Origin of the sequence: Nocardia sp. NBC_00416, from assembly GCF_036032445.1 — a bacterium.
Classification (GTDB): domain Bacteria; phylum Actinomycetota; class Actinomycetes; order Mycobacteriales; family Mycobacteriaceae; genus Nocardia.
In genome coordinates, this window is the sequence record NZ_CP107932.1 from 4593381 (window position 1) to 4610564 (window position 17184).

General features: G+C 67.6%; 14 protein-coding genes. 10 read left to right on the forward strand and 4 right to left on the reverse strand.

Features of this window, described 5'->3' with window-relative positions; genetic code table 11:
- Positions 1-99: 99 nt before the first annotated feature.
- Positions 100-1179, forward strand: coding sequence for an MFS transporter (locus tag OG804_RS19550; protein WP_328388541.1), 1080 nt, complete (start codon positions 100-102; stop codon positions 1177-1179).
- Positions 1173-1814 carry an HAD family hydrolase gene (locus tag OG804_RS19555; RefSeq protein WP_328388543.1) on the forward strand — a complete coding sequence of 214 codons (642 nt, stop codon included), beginning with the start codon at positions 1173-1175 and terminating at the stop codon, positions 1812-1814. The genes OG804_RS19550 and OG804_RS19555 overlap by 7 nt, the downstream gene beginning before the upstream one ends.
- A 50-nt stretch (positions 1815-1864) precedes the next feature.
- Here OG804_RS19555 and OG804_RS19560 read toward each other — a convergent pair whose 3' ends face one another.
- A complete protein-coding gene (locus OG804_RS19560) occupies positions 1865-2155 on the reverse strand; it encodes a hypothetical protein (protein ID WP_328388544.1) in 291 nt (96 codons plus the stop codon).
- Positions 2152-2394: a hypothetical protein gene (locus OG804_RS19565; RefSeq protein WP_328388546.1), complete on the reverse strand. Its 243-nt coding sequence runs from the start codon at positions 2392-2394 to the stop codon at positions 2152-2154. Before OG804_RS19565 ends, OG804_RS19560 begins: the two co-directional genes overlap by 4 nt.
- A 258-nt stretch (positions 2395-2652) precedes the next feature.
- On the opposite strand from OG804_RS19565, the gene OG804_RS19570 reads away from it, so the two are divergent.
- Positions 2653-3555, forward strand: a complete 903-nt coding sequence (locus OG804_RS19570) for a phosphotransferase enzyme family protein (protein WP_328388548.1) — start codon at positions 2653-2655, stop codon at positions 3553-3555.
- On the opposite strand, the gene OG804_RS19575 is transcribed toward OG804_RS19570, so the two are convergent.
- A complete protein-coding gene (locus tag OG804_RS19575) occupies positions 3552-4793 on the reverse strand; it encodes a hypothetical protein (protein ID WP_328388550.1) in 1242 nt (413 codons plus the stop codon). The two genes, OG804_RS19570 and OG804_RS19575, sit on opposite strands and share 4 nt — an antisense overlap.
- A 1134-nt stretch (positions 4794-5927) precedes the next feature.
- Here OG804_RS19575 and OG804_RS19580 point away from each other — a divergent pair.
- Positions 5928-6611 (forward strand): ADP-ribosyltransferase, encoded by a 684-nt coding sequence (locus tag OG804_RS19580; protein WP_328388552.1) that lies wholly within the window; start codon positions 5928-5930, stop codon positions 6609-6611.
- Positions 6612-6638: 27 nt separating this feature from the next.
- Here OG804_RS19580 and OG804_RS19585 read toward each other — a convergent pair whose 3' ends face one another.
- Positions 6639-7244, reverse strand: a complete 606-nt coding sequence (locus tag OG804_RS19585) for an SACE_7040 family transcriptional regulator (RefSeq protein ID WP_328388554.1) — start codon at positions 7242-7244, stop codon at positions 6639-6641.
- 93 nt (positions 7245-7337) lie between these two features.
- On the opposite strand from OG804_RS19585, the gene OG804_RS19590 reads away from it, so the two are divergent.
- From OG804_RS19590 to OG804_RS19615, 6 genes are all read left to right on the forward strand, one after another.
- Entirely contained in the window at positions 7338-8957 is a 1620-nt protein-coding gene (locus tag OG804_RS19590) for a carboxyl transferase domain-containing protein (RefSeq protein ID WP_328388556.1), read from the forward strand.
- Between the two features lie 5 nt (positions 8958-8962).
- A complete protein-coding gene (locus OG804_RS19595) occupies positions 8963-11053 on the forward strand; it encodes an ATP-binding protein (RefSeq protein ID WP_328388558.1) in 2091 nt (696 codons plus the stop codon).
- A gap of 58 nt (positions 11054-11111) precedes the next feature.
- The gene (locus OG804_RS19600) at positions 11112-12272 is read left to right on the forward strand and encodes an acyl-CoA dehydrogenase family protein (RefSeq protein ID WP_328388560.1); all 1161 of its coding nucleotides are present in this window, start codon (positions 11112-11114) and stop codon (positions 12270-12272) included.
- A complete protein-coding gene (locus OG804_RS19605; RefSeq protein ID WP_328388562.1) occupies positions 12269-12802 on the forward strand; it encodes a MaoC family dehydratase in 534 nt (177 codons plus the stop codon). The genes OG804_RS19600 and OG804_RS19605 overlap by 4 nt, the downstream gene beginning before the upstream one ends.
- Positions 12799-13671, forward strand: coding sequence for an HpcH/HpaI aldolase/citrate lyase family protein (locus OG804_RS19610; RefSeq protein WP_328388564.1), 873 nt, complete (start codon positions 12799-12801; stop codon positions 13669-13671). Before OG804_RS19605 ends, OG804_RS19610 begins: the two co-directional genes overlap by 4 nt.
- 1549 nt (positions 13672-15220) lie before the next feature.
- Positions 15221-17167: an acetoacetate--CoA ligase gene (locus OG804_RS19615; protein ID WP_328388566.1), complete on the forward strand. Its 1947-nt coding sequence runs from the start codon at positions 15221-15223 to the stop codon at positions 17165-17167.
- Positions 17168-17184: the final 17 nt, after the last annotated feature.

Genomic DNA, 17184 nt, shown 5'->3' on the forward strand with positions numbered 1-17184 from the left:
AGCGCGCCACCGATTTCGGAACGCACCCGAGAGATATCCGACGCCGTCGTGCGGAGTCGGAGTTTACTGATTGGATACTTTGCCGGGCTCGGTGTTGTCATGGCCGTGTGGGGGACCCGGATCCCGGCCGTCCAGGAGACCGCCGGACTCGGCACCGCCGGGCTGGCCGCGGTGCTTCTGGCGGCCGCGGTCGGCATGGTCGCCGGTCTCCGGGTGGGTGGTCGGCTCGCCGAACCCGCCCGGCTGCCCCAACTGCTGACCGGCGGCGGATTCTGTCTCGCCGTGAGCCTCGCTCTGGTCGGCACCTGCCGGTCTGCGCTCCTACTCGCTACTGCAGCACTGCTTTTCGGAGCCGCGCACGGTGTGCTCGACGTGGGGGCGAATGTCGCGGCGGTCCGGTGCCAGCAGGCGTACGGTCGCCCGATCATGTCGGGCCTGCATGCGGCCTACAGTCTCGGCGCGCTGGGCGGGGCGGTACTCGCCGCTGTCGCGGCGCACTACTCGCACACCTACGTCTTCGGTGTCACCGCGGCCGTGGTCATTGTGGCGGTGGTCGCGGTGGCGCCGGCCACCCGCTGTGTCGGATCACCGGCGACCGGCCCTGACCCCGGGGAAACGACGGCGGGCGAGCGACGGCCCGAGCTGTCGCGGGCCCGGATCTGGCTGTTGGGCTTACTGGCCGCGGGATGTCTGCTGGGTGAGGGCACCGCCGCGGATTGGTCGGCAGTCCATCTCACCGCGCTGGGCGGATCCGCCGCGATCAGCGCCGCGGCGTTCGCCGGATACAGCGCGGCCATGGCCGCCGGCCGTCTCGTCGGCGATCGGCTCACCGCGCGCTTCGGTGCGGCGAAAGTAGTTCGGGCGGGCGCGATCCTGTCCTCGATCGGCCTCATCACGGGCTCGGCGGTGGCCGACGTGCCGTTCGCGCTCGCCGGCTGGGCCGCGTTCGGTCTCGGCCTGTCCGTCACGATCCCTTCCCTGATCAGCGCGGCCGGGGCCGGTGGTCCGCGCGGCATCGCCACCGTGACCGTGACCGGCTATCTGGGTCTGCTGGCGGGGCCCGCGCTCATCGGCGCACTGGCGGCGATCACGTCCCTGCCGGTCGCCCTCATGCTGCCCGCCCTGCTCGCCGCGGGCGTGGCCGTACTGTCCCATCGAGCCTTGGAGAACCAGTGGTAGCCCTACTCCCCCAGCAGCCCCCGCAACCGGCCGCGATCATCTTCGACTACAACGGCGTCATCGGCCTGCAGCCCACCGTCGCGGCCTGGAGCGGGCTCGCCGAAGTCGCCGGATGGCAGGCAGACCGGCTCGAGCTCTTCCAGGACACGTTCTGGAGCGCGCGCGAACCCTACGATTCCGGCGAACTCGACGACGCGGACTTCTGGACCGCCGTGCTGGGCGACCGCCCGGATCCGGAATCACTCGCCCGCTTGCGTGCCGTCGACACCGCGATGTGGACCCGTACCGACGACCGCGTGGTCGCGCTCCTCCAACGGTTCCGGCGGTCGGGGCTCCCGATGGTGCTGCTCTCCAACGCACCCCATCCGGTGAGCGACGCGCTCGACGACTCCGACTGGCGCACGCTGATGGCCGACGCCCTCTACTCGGCCCGGCTCGGCCTGAACAAACCCCACCCCGACACCTACCGGAACGCACTCGCCGCGACCGGTGTCAGCGACCCGGGCCGTGTCCTGTTCGTCGATGACCGGGCCGACAACTGCCGAGCCGCCGCCCAGCTCGGCCTGCGTGCTCTCCACTACACCGGCTCACCCGCCGAAATCGAAGCCCACCTCCGATTCGAGGCCGCCGCGTAGCCGGGTTCCGTCTCGACCTCCGTCGTCGACACCGGACACACCTCGCGGTTTCAGGACCCACGCTCGAGGAATCCCGTCGCGGTCACCAGGGCCACGAACCAGGTGACCGCCTGCCACGCGCGCGTTTCCCGCACCTCGTGCTCGGTCAGGTACGGGATCACCACGACCTCGACCGCATGCTCGAGCGCGTGCTGTACGGCGATCCGCGCCGCGAGTTCCGGCCCGGTGTCCGTGTAGACCGTGTACACCACGCGAAGACCGTGCACCCGCGACAACCGCTCGATCTCCCCACTGTCGCAGCCGGTCCGACAGAGGACGATCGCCCGCCTCGAAGTAGTCACCACTGCGCCTCCGACGCAAACTCTGCCGCCGCTTCGTAGCGCGGGCAGCGATGCGCGGCGTGGACGTCCATCACCTGGTGGGCGTGCGCGTACCCGCGAATCGGGTCCTGCGATCGACAATGCGTGGTGGGATAGTCGGCGGGTAACGTCCGGAGCCCGTCGGCGAGCTGCCGCAACACCGCCGGGTCGTCGGTGACCCACCTTTTACCTGCTTGCCAGAGTCGGAGTGTGGCGGCCATCGCGAGATTGTGCGGAGCTCTGACCGGCGGCGCCGGTGTCTCCTGACCGCTCGGGCAGTCGTGATGGACACGCGTGATACTCATGCGGCTGGTGTCCACACCGACCGGCATCCCGGGGCCGGTTCGAATGGAGTGTTCGGCGTGAGGCATGACTCGATGAAACCGACCGCACGGGAGCCGCGGAAGTTGGCAGCCATTGGCATCGGCTACCGAACCGGCCCGACCAGCCACCGAAACGCCGGTCGTTAACCTGGGGTCGTGTCCGATCGCGCACTGGCCTTCGTCCCTGAAACAATGGAAGCGGTCGCCAGAGCGGCCTGCCGTCGGGCTGGATTTTCCGGTGCGGACATTCAGTTCCTTCGGCTCGGTCAGAACATCCTGTACCACGTGCCCGGCCATGCGGTTGTCGTACGGATTGCGCGCGATTCGAGCTACCACGCTGATGCGGTCAAAGAGGTCGCAGTAGCAGCGTGGCTGGCCGGCGAAGAAGTACCCGCAGCCCGCGTATTCGACATCGGATGCGAACAACCGATCTCCGCTGGAGACCACCCGGTGACCTTCTGGCATTATCTGCCGGGCCGCACCGCCACAGGCGACGAGGCGGCGGCCGCCGGGGGCCTTCTTCGTGGACTCCACCAGCTTTCATACCCCGTAGGCATCGACATTCCGGAGTTCCGCCCCTTGGATCGGGTGGAACGCCGACTTCGCCGCGCACCGATCCCCGAACAAGACAAGGAGCTCCTGTTACGGGTGAAAACGCGACTGGATTCGGAAGTCGGTGATCTGACCTATGTACTACCGGTAGGCGTAAACCATGGTGACGCCCATATCAAGAACGTGATCATCGCGCCGGACGGCACCGGCACGCTGATCGATTTCGAGGCCGTGAATGTAGCTCATCACGAATGGGATCTCGCGAAGACAGCCACAGAGGCCGCGATGGGGATGCTCCCCCAGAACGCCTACACACAGTTCACTGCCGCATATGGCTACGACCTCGTGCGGTGGGATGGGTTCCCCACGGTATGTTCGGTCATGCAGCTGCGGATGATCACATGGCTGGCACAGAACTTCGGACATACGGAGGCGACTGCAGCTGAATACCGCAAGCGAATGCTCACCCTCCGTGAGGGATTCACAGAGAACTGGAGCGGATTCTAGGTTCGACGTACCCGCTCGGTTCGCAGAAGTTTCGGATAGCGATCGCCGAGGATCTCGGTGAACTCCACCATGGCCGGATCCCCCAGATCCGGGACACTGCGAGCGAATTCTTGTAAGTAGCGCAGGTACCGCTGTGACTGTAAGGCACCGCCGCTGTGCAGCGCACCCGTCGCCAAATACGCGGCTTCCTCTATTTCGCCGCACTTCAGGGCAACGTCCGCGTTGACGAGTTGGATGAACACGCGTGTCCGCCGTGGTGTCGTGGGTGTCAATGCCCGCTGTGTGAATTCCCGGCTCCGGGCCGCAACGCCCAGGTCGCGAAACGCATGCGCAATATCGCCGCAGAGTTCAGCGGCGTCGTAGTAGCCGATCCAATCTGGTTCGTCACCGGTTCGCCGATCGAACAAGCGCTCCGCGTGGCCGATGGCCCGCACCGCTGCCCGCTCGTCCCGCAGGTTGGCCAGCGCACGGGCTTCCATCATCACGCACATGGTTTCCACACTCGCGGTGCCACGACCGCGAAGGGCCGCTTGTGCAGCGCGGGCCATGGTCAGTGCTTGTGGATATTTGCCGATGGCGTTGTACTGATGCGACAAATTGGCCAACAGTCGCGCGCCCATCAGCTGGTCCGCGGCCTCGTCCGCGAGTCGGAGACCGAGGGTGAAATATCGTGCCGCGACCGACTGGTGTCCCGCGTCGTAGGCCGACCATCCCAGTAACTGCGCTACCTCGGCCGCGGCCCCGTACACCGCACGACGACTGTCACCAGCACGCTCAGCTCGAAGCTCGGGCGTAACGCTGTTCTGGAAGTAGTGGGTCAGCGCGGCTCGGATACGACCACCGCCCTGCTCGAAATCGACACTCATCAGTGCCGATGCTGCGGCTCGGATTCGGCCGGCAACCGAATCCGGCTCCATCGCAGTCGAGATAGGCGGGATGGCCGGATCATCGACCGCATGGGATCGCGCGAACAGATACCCCGAGATCACTCGGTCGCTGTCGACGAGGCCGACGGTCGAGGTGAAGATCGGTCTTTCCTCGTGATCCCATCGGGTCAACACATCCAAGACCTCGATCGCGCGATCGATATCCTGCTCATAGGTACCTGTCCGAACAGCGACATCCTCGGCCACAGGCAGACCGAGCACAACTCCGAGTAGCCTGCGGTAGAACTGATCCGGTGTGTTGTGGTTGTTCTCCCAGCGTGACAGCGCCGTCGTCAAGCTTCGATCACTCATGATCCCGATGCCCTGGCGTTGCGCCTCCTCTTTCAACGCCCAGATAAGCCGACCATACGACCACCCTCGCCCACGCCGCGCAGCCCTGAGTTCATTACCGAATGCCATGACGACACCACCAGTTCGAACGGATCCCGAGACCCCACACGCGTTGACGCAACGAAGCACGGCACGAGCACTGCACAACAGCCCCCTTTTTCACGCCGCTTCCGGAAAATAACCCAGAACCTACGAGGAGCCCCACAACCGACTCGCCCGCCGTACGGAAGGCATCGTAACGCCCCGCTGCGACTGCCGTCTCGAACACGTTGCCCGCGAACAGATTCAGCAACCTGTCGCGACCGCCGCCTGCGTGCACCGCTCACACAACAAGGGGCAGTGCCGCTACGAAATCCGGGTCCTGGTGATCCCCATCGCTGGATGAGGCATTGCGTCAGCGGTTGTTGCTCTCCCCGCTGCCAGCAAAAGATACGCTCCCGATATGCCGCTATATGTTCGCGATACCCTGTCGAATCTCATGGACCAGTGATGACCGGAACGGACGACACCATTTCCAGAACGGGGGCCGGGAGCGTGCAACGGCTAAGGAATCATTGGACGCGCCCACTCGGGCCCCTGGTCTACTACTGGTTCCTGACATTCGAGGAATCGTCGGAGCTGCACGCTCTGGTCGAGAAGTGTCAAGAGTTAATCGATTTCCCCTTCTATGACCGGACACCACCAGAAAGTTTGTCTCTCACGATCGACAGGATTGCAGCGGTAGGTGGAGTGTCGGCTGATCACATCGAATCGGTAACCTCGTCCGCAATCCGAGCGTGTCGAGCGGTAACGCCCTTCGAACTCGAAATCGAGCGACTGAGCGGCGTCCCCAGCGCTGTCGCACTCGCACGTGTCATCGGAGGAAGCCCGCTACCAGCTGGCGTGCCGGTATGGCCGGCCACTACTACATCGATCAGACGCGGGCGTTCCTACAGCACGGGATCCCGCCGCCCCCGCTCCGGCACCGAATCCTGTTCGCAGAGCGCCTGATTAGATGGCTGCCGAGCCTGGGATGGATATTTTGTTCTTACGGTGCCTCTCATGGAACCATGAGACATGCGATCGACCGGGCCCTCCCAGTTACCAGTCGACCTCATGAAATATCTGACCGAGCAGCTCCAGCAGACACTCGACTCCTTGGCCGCCACAGGGGCCGCGACCCTGCGGACAGTGGCTCGGGAGAGCCCGGACGGAGCGAAAACCGTGGCCGCCGCAGCTGACGGAAGCAACCTCGAATTCGCCCCCGGAGGAGCCGACGCCCCTGCGCTTCCCATCGGATCCGGTGGGCGATCGATATCGCTGGATCCGCAGCTGACCCCACGGGAGATCATGGCGCTCGAGACTTACACCGGAACCGGCTCTCCGGAAGTCAACAGAGCCCTTCGCGAAGGGCGGGGCCTGGACTTCCAGCACGATATCGCAGATCTCCGGTCTGCCCTTCACAAGATACCGGATTACGAGGGCACCGTATATCGGCATATCGACGTTCCGGAAGAAATGCTGCCCCAGTACAAAAAGGGCGCAGTATTCACCGAATTGGGCTTCATGAGTACCTCCACCCGGCCATACGCACTCAAAAAGGGCAACGTGCACATAGCCTTGGCGTCTTTCAGCGGTAAGCCCATCAAACAGTGGTCGGTCGACCCCGACGAAGAGGAAGTTCTGTTTCTCGACGGCACATCGAGTCGACTGCACTCCCGCTTCGATCGCATCGAACAGGGACGACTGCACAGCTATATAGGTGCAATCCAAATTGGGATGCCGCGAGGGGTCGCGTAAGAAGCAACAGTGCCGGTCGGCCCGACCTCAGCCCGGTACCGGCCCGGTCAGCGCGGCCAGGGCCATCGAGCGTAGGACCGACCGGGTGCGTCCACGGACCGGTCCGGCACTGTGCGGGGTGGAGTTGAGCAGCCCGAACACTGCGTGGGCCTGTACGCGGGCGGTGTCCTCGTCCAGCCCGGGGGTCAGTTCACACAGAACGCCCACCCAGATCTCCACATAGCGGCGCTGGGTGCGCCGGATCTCGCGGCGGGCCGGCGGCGGCACATTGTCGAGGTCGCGGTCCTGGATGCGGATGAGTTCGGGTTCGCCGAGCGCGAAGTCGAGGTGGAAGTCGACGAGGCCCGCCAATGCCTCCCGCGGTCGTGTCGCGTCGGCGGCGACGGCGCTGCCGCCGTCGAGCAGGCGGCGGCTGATCCCCACCAGCAACTCCACCAGGAGTGCCTCCTTGTTGGGGAAGTGCCGGTAGACCGCGGGGCCGCTGATCCCGACCGCGGCGCCCAGATCGTCCAATCGCATGCCGAGGTATCCGCGTTCGGCGATGAGCCGGGCCCCGGCCGCGAGCAACTGGCCGCGCCGCTGCTGTTTCAGCAGTTCGCGGCGGGTCGGGGTGGCAGAATCCGCACTGGTCACCCGCACTCCTTCCACATGCCCTGGACAACTCGGTTAGTCAAGATTAACCTCAATTCCAGTTATCAGCGATTAACTGGACGACAGGATGACGCGATGACCCGCACCGCGAGCCCAGCACCCGCCACCCGGTCCGGATCCGCTAACCGGACCACGAACCTCGCCTTGGTCGACCAGTTGCGCCAACGGCTCGCCGACACGGCCCGCGGCGGCCCGGAGAAAGCCCGGCAGCGCCATATCGGCCGCGGCAAACTCCTGCCCCGCGACCGGGTGGACCAGCTCCTCGATCCCGGCAGCCCGTTCCTGGAACTGTCCCCGCTGGCGGCCGACGGCATGTACGACGGCGACTCACCCGGCGCCGGGATCATCACCGGAATCGGACGGGTATCGGGTCGCGAATGCGTGATCGTGGCCAACGACGCCACTGTCAAGGGCGGCACCTACTACCCGATCACGGTGAAGAAGCATCTGCGCGCCCAGGAGGTCGCGCTGCACAACAACCTCCCGTGCGTGTACCTGGTGGACTCCGGCGGCGCCTACCTGCCCGAACAGGACGAGGTGTTCCCCGACCGCGAGCACTTCGGCCGGATCTTCTACAACCAGGCCACCATGAGCGCCCGCGGGATCGCGCAGATCGCCGCCGTCATGGGGTCGTGCACCGCGGGCGGGGCCTACGTTCCGGCGATGAGCGACGAAGCGGTCATCGTGCGCGACCAGGGCACGATCTTCCTCGGCGGGCCGCCGCTGGTGAAGGCGGCCACCGGTGAAGTGGTGACCGCGGAGGAATTGGGCGGCGGCGCACTGCATTCGCGCACCTCCGGTGTCACCGATCATCTGGCCGACGACGACCGCGACGCCCTGCGGGTGGTCCGCCGGATCGTCGGCACCCTGGGTCCGCGCCCGGAACCCGCATGGGAGGTGCGGGCCGGCCGCGACCCGGCCGCGCCGGTCGAAGAGATCTACGACATCGTTCCGGCGGATCTGCGCACCCCCTACGACGTGCGCGAGGTGATCGCCCGCATCGTCGACGCCGATGCCGACGGCACCGCCGGATTCCACGAGTTCAAGGCCGAATACGGCACCACGCTGGTCACCGGGTTCGCCCATATCCACGGGCATCCGGTGGGGATCGTCGCCAACAACGGCGTGCTGTTCAGCGAATCCGCGATGAAGGGCGCGCATTTCATCGAACTGTGCGACAAACGCCGGATTCCGCTGCTGTTCCTGCAGAACATCACCGGGTTCATGGTCGGCCGCGACTACGAGGCCGGGGGTATCGCCAAACACGGGGCGAAGATGGTGACCGCCGTGGCGTGCGCGCGCGTCCCCAAACTGACGGTCGTGATCGGCGGTTCCTATGGCGCCGGGAACTATTCGATGTGCGGACGCGCCTACTCGCCGCGCTTCCTCTGGATGTGGCCGAACGCCCGCATCTCGGTGATGGGCGGGGAACAGGCGGCGGCGGTGCTGGCCACCGTGCGCGGGGATCAACTCGACGGCAACGGGCGACCGTGGAGCGAAGCCGATCAGGAGGCGTTCAAGGACCCGATCCGCCGCCAGTACGAGGCCCAGGGCAACCCCTACTATTCGACGGCCAGGCTGTGGGACGACGGCGTCATCGACCCCGCCGACACCCGGACCGTGCTCGGGCTGGCGCTCACGGTGTGCGCGCAGGCGCCGCTGGACCCGGTCTCCTACGGCGTCTTCCGGATGTGATCACCATGCTGAATTCGAATCATCCCCTCCCGTTCGACACGGTGCTGGTGGCCAATCGCGGTGAGATCGCGGTGCGGGTCCTGCGCACCCTGCGAACCATGGGCCTGCGATCGGTCGCGGTGTACAGCGACGCCGACGCCGGCGCCGCGCACGTCCGGGCCGCCGATACCGCGGTGCGGCTGGGTCCGGCCGCCGCCCGGGACAGCTACCTGAACATCGACAGGATCGTGGACGCCGCGCGCCGCACCGGAGCGCAGGCCGTCCATCCCGGGTACGGGTTCCTTTCGGAGAACGCCGCTTTCGCCGCCGCGCTGGAGGCCGCCGGAATCGTCTTCCTGGGGCCACCGGTCAAGGCGATCGAGATCATGGGCGACAAGATCACCGCGAAGACCACGGTCGCCGCCTCGGGCGTCCCGGTGGTGCCGGGTATCGCCGAACCCGGCCTGGGTGACGCCGAACTCGTCGCGGCGGCCGCCGATATCGGCTTTCCCGTGCTGGTGAAACCGTCCGCCGGTGGCGGCGGCAAGGGTATGCGGCGGGTCGACGATCCCGCCGATCTGCCCGCCGCGCTGGTCAGCGCCCGCCGGGAAGCCGCGGCCGCCTTCGGTGACGACACCCTCTTCCTGGAACGGTTCGTCACCCGGCCGCGTCATATCGAGGTGCAGATCCTGGCCGATGCCCACGGCGCCGTCCTGCATCTGGGCGAACGGGAATGCAGTCTGCAACGCCGCCACCAGAAGGTGATCGAGGAAGCGCCCTCACCGCTGCTGGACGCCGCGACCCGGGCCCGGATCGGCGCGGCCGCCTGCGCCACCGCGCGCAGCGTCGACTACGAGGGCGCGGGGACCGTGGAGTTCATCGTCTCGGCCGACCGGCCGGACGAATTCTTCTTCATGGAGATGAACACCCGCCTTCAGGTGGAACACCCGGTCACCGAAATGGTCACCGGATTCGACCTGGTGGAATGCCAGGTCCGGATCGCGGCGGGCCAGCGGATCCGGCTGGAACAGGACGATATCCGGCTGCACGGCCATGCCGTCGAGGCCCGGGTGTACGCCGAGGACCCCGCCCGCGACTTCCTGCCGACCGGCGGGACCGTCGTGGACCTGGTGGAACCGGGCGGCCCGGGTGTCCGAGTGGATTCCGGGCTCGCGGTGGGCACGGTGGTGGGCAGCGACTACGACCCGATGCTGGCGAAGGTCGTCGCGCACGGTCCGGACCGGGCCGCGGCGCTGGCCACACTGGACCAGGCGCTGGCCGATACGGCGCTGCTCGGCGTCCGGACCAATATCGACTTCCTGCGGTTCCTGCTCGCCGATCCCGATGTGGTCGCGGGACGCCTGGACACCGCACTGCTGGACCGGCGCGCCGGCGAGTACCGGGCGGCGCCGATCGCCGACGACATCTTCGCCGCGGCGGCCGTGTACCGGTGGCTGCGGCGCTGGCCCACGGGTCCGGCGGACCCGTGGAGCCGCCCGACCGGCTGGCGGGTCGGCGTGCACGCGCCGACCCGGATCCGGCTGGCGGGCGCGGACCGGGTCGTGCACGTCAGCCTGACCGGCACGCCCGACGCAGCGCAATTGCGCGTCGAGGACGGCGACCCCGCCACGGCCGCGGCCGCACTCGGCCCGGACAACACCGCCGGGCTGCCCGGCGGCGCGATCGTCCACACGGTGTCGCTCACCCTCGACGGGATCCGCCGCACCTACCGGGTCGCCGAATCCGATTCCCAGATCTGGGTCGCCGGGGCGTCCGGGGTCGCTCTGGTGCGGGAGCTGGCCGAGGAATCCGTGCGGGCCGGCGATGCGGCCGCGCAGGACGCGGAGATCCGCAGTCCGATGCCGGGGACGGTGCTGACCGTGACGACCGAATCCGGAAGCCCGGTGGCCGCGGGCGCACCGATTCTGGTCGTCGAGGCCATGAAAATGGAGCATTCACTCACCGCGCCCCTGGCCGGCACGGTCGAGATCCTGGTCGCGGCAGGCGCTTCGGTGCGGCTGGACGAGGTACTCGCCCGGGTGCACCCCGATCCGGCGCCCGGCGCCGACCCGGCCACCGTCGAACGGCCGCCCGCCGCCGAACCCGCGCCGAGTTGATCCGCGATGCACCGCGCGAACCGGCGAATCCACCCACCGAGAACGAAATGAGGCACCGGTGACCGATTTCCTCTCCACCGGCACACTGCCCGAGCACTACCGCGACCTGGCGCTGACCGTACGGGATTTCGCGAACCAGGTGGTCGCCCCCGTGGCGGCGAAACACGACGCCGAGCACAGTTTTCCGTACGAGGTCGTCGCGGGTATGGCGAAGATGGGCCTGTTCGGGTTGCCGTTCCCGGAGGAGTACGGCGGGATGGGCGGCGACTATTTCGCCCTCTGTCTCGCCCTCGAGGAACTCGGCAAGGTGGACCAGAGCGTCGCCATCACCCTGGAGGCCGGGGTTTCCCTGGGCGCCATGCCGGTGTACCGGTTCGGCGACGAGAAGCAGAAGCAGGAATGGCTGCCCCGGCTCGCCAGTGGCGCGAACCTGGGTGCGTTCGGACTCACCGAACCGGGCGCGGGCAGCGACGCCGGGGGTACCCGCACCACCGCGGTCGAGGACGGCGACAGCTGGGTCATCAACGGCAGCAAGCAGTTCATCACCAACTCGGGCACCGATATCACCGCGCTGGTGACGGTCACGGCGGTCACCGGACAGACGGCGGAGAAGAAGGAGATCTCCACCATCCTGGTGCCCGCCGACACTCCCGGCTTCCTCGCCGAACCCGCTTACAACAAGGTCGGCTGGAACGCCTCGGACACCCATCCGCTCAGCTTCACCGAGGTGCGGGTGCCGAAGGAGAACCTGCTCGGCGAACGCGGCCGCGGCTACGCCAACTTCCTGCGCATCCTCGACGAAGGGCGGATCGCCATCGCCGCGCTGTCCACCGGGGCCGCGCAAGGGTGTGTGGACGAATGCGTGCGCTACGCCGGGGAACGGGAGGCATTCGGGCGGACGATCGGCAGCAACCAGGCGATCGCGTTCAAGATCGCCCGGATGGAGGTGCGCGCACATACCGCCCGCACCGCCTACTACGACGCCGCCGCACTCATGCTGTCCGGGAAACCCTTCAAGAAGGAAGCCTCCATCGCGAAACTGGTGGCCAGCGAAGCCGCGATGGACAACGCCCGGGACGCCACCCAGATCTTCGGCGGCTACGGGTTCATGAACGAATACCCCGTGGCCCGCCACTACCGGGACAGCAAGATCCTCGAAATCGGCGAGGGCACCACGGAGGTACAACTCATGCTGATCGGACGGGAGCTCGGCCTGTGAGCGGCGAGAAGAAGATCACCAAGGAAGTCGAGTACGACACCACCGGCCTGCGTCGGGTCGTGCAGACCGGCCTGTGGTTCGAGGAACTCGAGACCGGGGTGCTCTACGAGCACCGCCCCGGCCGCACCATGACCGAAACCGACAATGTGCTGTTCAGCACGCTCACCATGAATACGCAGGGCCTGCACATCGACAAGGCCTACAGCGACGCGCAGGAGCCGTTCCACGAGCGCCTGGTGAACTCGCTGTTCACCCTGGGCACCCTGGTCGGGCTGTCGGTCGCCCATCTGACCCAGGGCACCACGGTGGCCAACCTCGGCTTCGAGGACGTGAAGTTCCCGGCGCCGCTGTTCCACGGCGACACCGTCTACGCCGAGACCGTGGTGCTGAACAAACGCGAATCCAAGAGCAGGCCGGGCGAAGGCGTCGTCACCTTCCGGCACGTGGGCCGCAACCAGCACGGCGCGGTGGTCGCGATCGCGACCCGGCACGCCATGATCCGGCTGCGCCCGGCGGAGGTGGCGCAGTGACCACCGGCGGTTTCCCCGATCCCTGGAAGTCCGCGGGCCCGGCGTGGCTGTTCTGTCCCGCCGATCGCCCCGAGCGGTACCGGAAAGCGGCCGCCACAGCCGATGTGGTGATCCTCGACCTGGAAGACGGCGTGGCCCCCGCCGATAAGCCCGCCGCCCGCAAAGCCCTCGTCGACACCCCGCTCGACCCCGCGACCACGGTCGTACGGGTCAACCCGGCGGGCACCCCCGACCACGAACTGGACCTGCTGGCGCTCCGCGACACCGCCTACCAGCTGGTCATGCTGCCGAAAACCGAATCCATCCACCAGGTCACGGGACTGTCCGGGTACCAGGTCTTCGCGCTGATCGAAACCCCGCTCGGGGCGCTGGAGATCCAGCAGATCGCGGCCGCTCCCAATACCCGCGGCGTGATGTGCGGAGTGGAGGACCTGGTGGCCGCCATGGGCGGCACCGGAACCCGGCGCTCCGACGGCAGCTACCGCGACGTGGCCCTGCATCTGCGCAGTCACGGCCTGCTCGCCGCCAAAGCGCACCAGCGGCTCGCCCTGGACATGGTGTACCTGAACATCCGTGATCTGGACGGGTTGCGTACCGAGGCCGAGGACGCGGTGGCGGTGGGCTTCGAGATCAAAGTCGCCGTTCATCCCACGCAGATCGCGGTCATCCGGGCCGCGTACGCGCCGTCGGCCGCGGATCTCGACTGGGCCCGGGGTGTCCTGGCCGCCGCCCCGAACCATCGGGGCGTCTTCGCCTACGAGGGCCGGATGGTGGACGCCCCGCTGCTCCGCCATGCCGAACAGATCCTGCAGCGCGCCGACGCTACCGCTGCACCGGCAGGGTCTGGATCCACCCCGGATCCGGACTGACAGCACACAGATCCGGCGTCCGGTCGCACCGGAATCGGCACTGTGAAACAAGACCATCCCGAATTCGTACTGACAGAGCGACAAGAACAGGTAAGGATGATCCCGGAGTCCGAGAACCCGGTTCCGTGACACCACCGCCGCGGTGCGGGCCAGTCCGGTCCGAACGAAGCAGCACGACAACCGAATGCACTAGAAAAGAATCAGGCCCGGAACCGTTGCCCCCGCATCATCCCAGGCCACACCACACCACGATCGGAGCCCCGCCCCCAAGGTCTGCCACCTCGGCGCACACCCGGGGTTCTGTCACCGCCATGGTCGGGGCCCGCCCCGGTTCTGGAGCGACAGAGTGAAGGAGCGCAGCGACTGAGCGCCGGAGTGAAGAACCGGGTTTGACAAGGGCCCCGCCGCAGGCGGGACAAACAAACACAGTCGGGGCCCGCCCCGGTTCTGGAGCGACAGAGCGAAGGAGCGCAGCAACCGAGTGCCGGAATGAAGAAACGGGGTCACGAAGGCCCCGACCCGCAACACCGACAGCGGGGCAAACAAACACGGTCGGGGCCCGCCCCGGTTCTGGAGCGACAGAGCGAAGGAGCGCAGCAACCGAGTGCCGGAATGAAGAAACGGGGTCACGAAGGCCCCGACCCGCAACACCGACAGCGGGGCAAACAAACACGGTCGGGGCCCGCCCCGGTTCTGGAGCGACAGAGCGAAGGAGCGCAGCGACTGAGCGGCGGAGTGAAGAACCGGGGTTGACAAGGGCCCCGACCCGCGGCGCCGGAGGCGCCGCAATAGATACGGTCGGGGCCCGCCCCGGTTCTGGAGCGACAGAGCGAAGGAGCGCAGCGACTGAGCGGCGGAGTGAAGAACCGGGGTTGACAAGGGCCCCGACCCGCGGCGCCGGAGGCGCCGCAATAGATACGGTCGGGGCCCGCCCCGGTTCTGGAGCGACAGAGCGAAGGAGCGCAGCGACTGAGCGGCGGAGTGAAGAACCGGGGTTGACAAGGGCCCCGACCCGCGGCGCCGGAGGCGCCGCAATAGATACGGTCGGGGCCCGCCCCGGTTCTGGAGCGACAGAGCGAAGGAGCGCAGCGACTGAGCGGCGGAGTGAAGAACCGGGGTTGACAAGGGCCCCGACCCGCGGCGCCGGAGGCGCCGCAATAGATACGGTCGGGGCCCGCCCCGGTTCTGGAGCGACAGAGCGAAGGAGCGCAGCGACTGAGCGGCGGAGTGAAGAACCGGGGTTGACAAGGGCCCCGACCCGCGGCGCCGGAGGCGCCGCAATAGATACGGTCGGGGCCCGCCCCGGTTCTGGAGCGACAGAGCGAAGGAGCGCAGCGACTGAGCGGCGGAGTGAAGAACCGGGGTTAACGAGGGCCCCGACCCGCGGCGCCGGAGGCGCCGCAATAGATACGGTCGGGGCCCGCCCCGGTTCTGGAGCGACAGAGCGAAGGAGCGCAGCGACTGAGCGGCGGAGTGAAGAACCGGGGTTAACGAGGGCCCCGACCCGCGGCGCCGGAGGCGCCGCAATAGATACAGGAGGGTCTTACCGGTGGAACCACAGTGGGTACCGACCGAGCGGGATATCGCCGACGCCCGGGTCACCGACTTCGCCCGCTTCGTCGCTACGCGGTCCGGTGCGGAGCTGCCGGATTACCACGCTCTGTGGCGCTGGTCGGTGGACAACCTGCCCGAATTCTGGTTGGCGGTCTGGGAGTATTTCGAGCTCGGGGCGATCGCCGGGGAGGTGTTGCCGTGCCCGGAGATGCCCGGGACACGGTGGTTCCCGGGTACCACGGTGAACTATGTGGACCGGGTCGTCGGTCAGGCGCGTACCGACCGGCCCGCCGTTTTGCAGGTCACCGAGGGTACCGACGAGGTGGTCGCCACCTCGTGGGCGGGGCTGCTGGGGCAGGTGGCCGCTTTCGCCCGGACGCTGCGCGAGCTCGGGGTGCGCCCCGGTGACCGGGTGGTCGGCTATCTGCCGAATATCACCGAGACGGTGGTGGCTTTCCTGGGCACCGCGACGATCGGCGCGGTGTGGAGCGCGTGCGGTCAGGACTATTCGGCCAGGGCCGCTCTGGATCGGCTGGGCCAGCTCGAACCGGTCGTCCTGGTCACGGCGGACGGCTATCGGTACGGCGGGAAAACGCATGACAAGAGCGCGGATATCGCCGCGCTGCGCGCCGGGCTGGACAGTGTGCGCGCGACCGTCGTGGTCTCCCGGCTGGGCCTCGATATCCCCGACAGCACGCCGTGGTCGGCTGCCGCAGATCCTTCCGGCGGCACACCGATTCCCGAGACCGAGACCGTCGATTTCGCCCATCCGCTGTGGATCGTCTTCTCCTCCGGCACCACCGGCCTGCCCAAGGGCATCGTGCACGGACACGGCGGGGTGGTGCTCGAGCACCTCAAAGCCGTTTCCCTGCAGTCGGATATCGGCCCCGACGACACCTTCTTCTGGTACACCAGCCCCAGCTGGATGATGTGGAACTTCCAGGTCGCCGGGCTGCTCGCCGGGGCGACCATCGTCTGCTACGACGGCAGCCCCGCCCATCCCCGGCCGGACGCCCTGTGGGAGATCACCGCCCGCACCGGCGCCACCGTTCTGGGCACCAGCCCGGGTTACGTGCTCGGCTGTATGAAGGCGGGGTCGGTCCCGCGCTCCGATCACGACCTGTCCGCCCTCCGGCTCGTCGGTATCACCGGTTCCTCGCTGCCGCCCGCGTCCGCGCTGTGGCTGCGCGACAACGCCGGCGATATCCCGGTGGCGTCCATCAGCGGCGGCACGGATGTGGTCTCGGCGTTCGCCGGGGGTGTGCGCACGGTGCCGGTCTGGCCGGGTGAGTTGTCGGCGCCTTATCTGGGTGTCGCGCTGGACGCCTACGACGAGGTCGGGCAACCCGTCCGCGGTGAGGTCGGCGAACTGGTGGTCACCTCGCCCATGCCCTCCATGCCGGTCCGGTTCTGGCACGATCCCGACGGCGAGCGCTACCACGACGCCTACTTCGACTCCTATCCCGGCGTATGGCGGCACGGCGACTGGATCACTCTTACCGGCCGCGGCAGCGTCGTGGTCCACGGACGTTCCGATTCCACGCTCAACCGGCACGGCATCCGGATGGGTAGCGCCGATATCTATCAGGCGGTCGAGCGCCTCCCCGAAATCGCCGAAGCTCTGGTCATCGGCGCGGAGCAGCCCGACGGCGGCTACTGGATGCCGCTGTTCGTCGTCTTGGCCCCGGGTGCCGAACTCACCGACGACCTGCGCGGCCGGATCAACGAGGTCATCCGCACCGAGGTCTCGCCCCGGCATGTTCCCGACGAGATCCTCGCCGCACCGGCCGTTCCGCACACTCGCACGGGCAAGAAACTCGAGGTCCCGATCAAACGCCTGTTCCAGGGCGCCGACCCGGCCCGTGTGGTGGAGCGCAGCGCTGTGGACGACCCCGATCTGCTCGATTGGTACACCGGTATCCGCCCGCCCGGTAGCCGCTGAAGCGAGGCGGCGGCGCC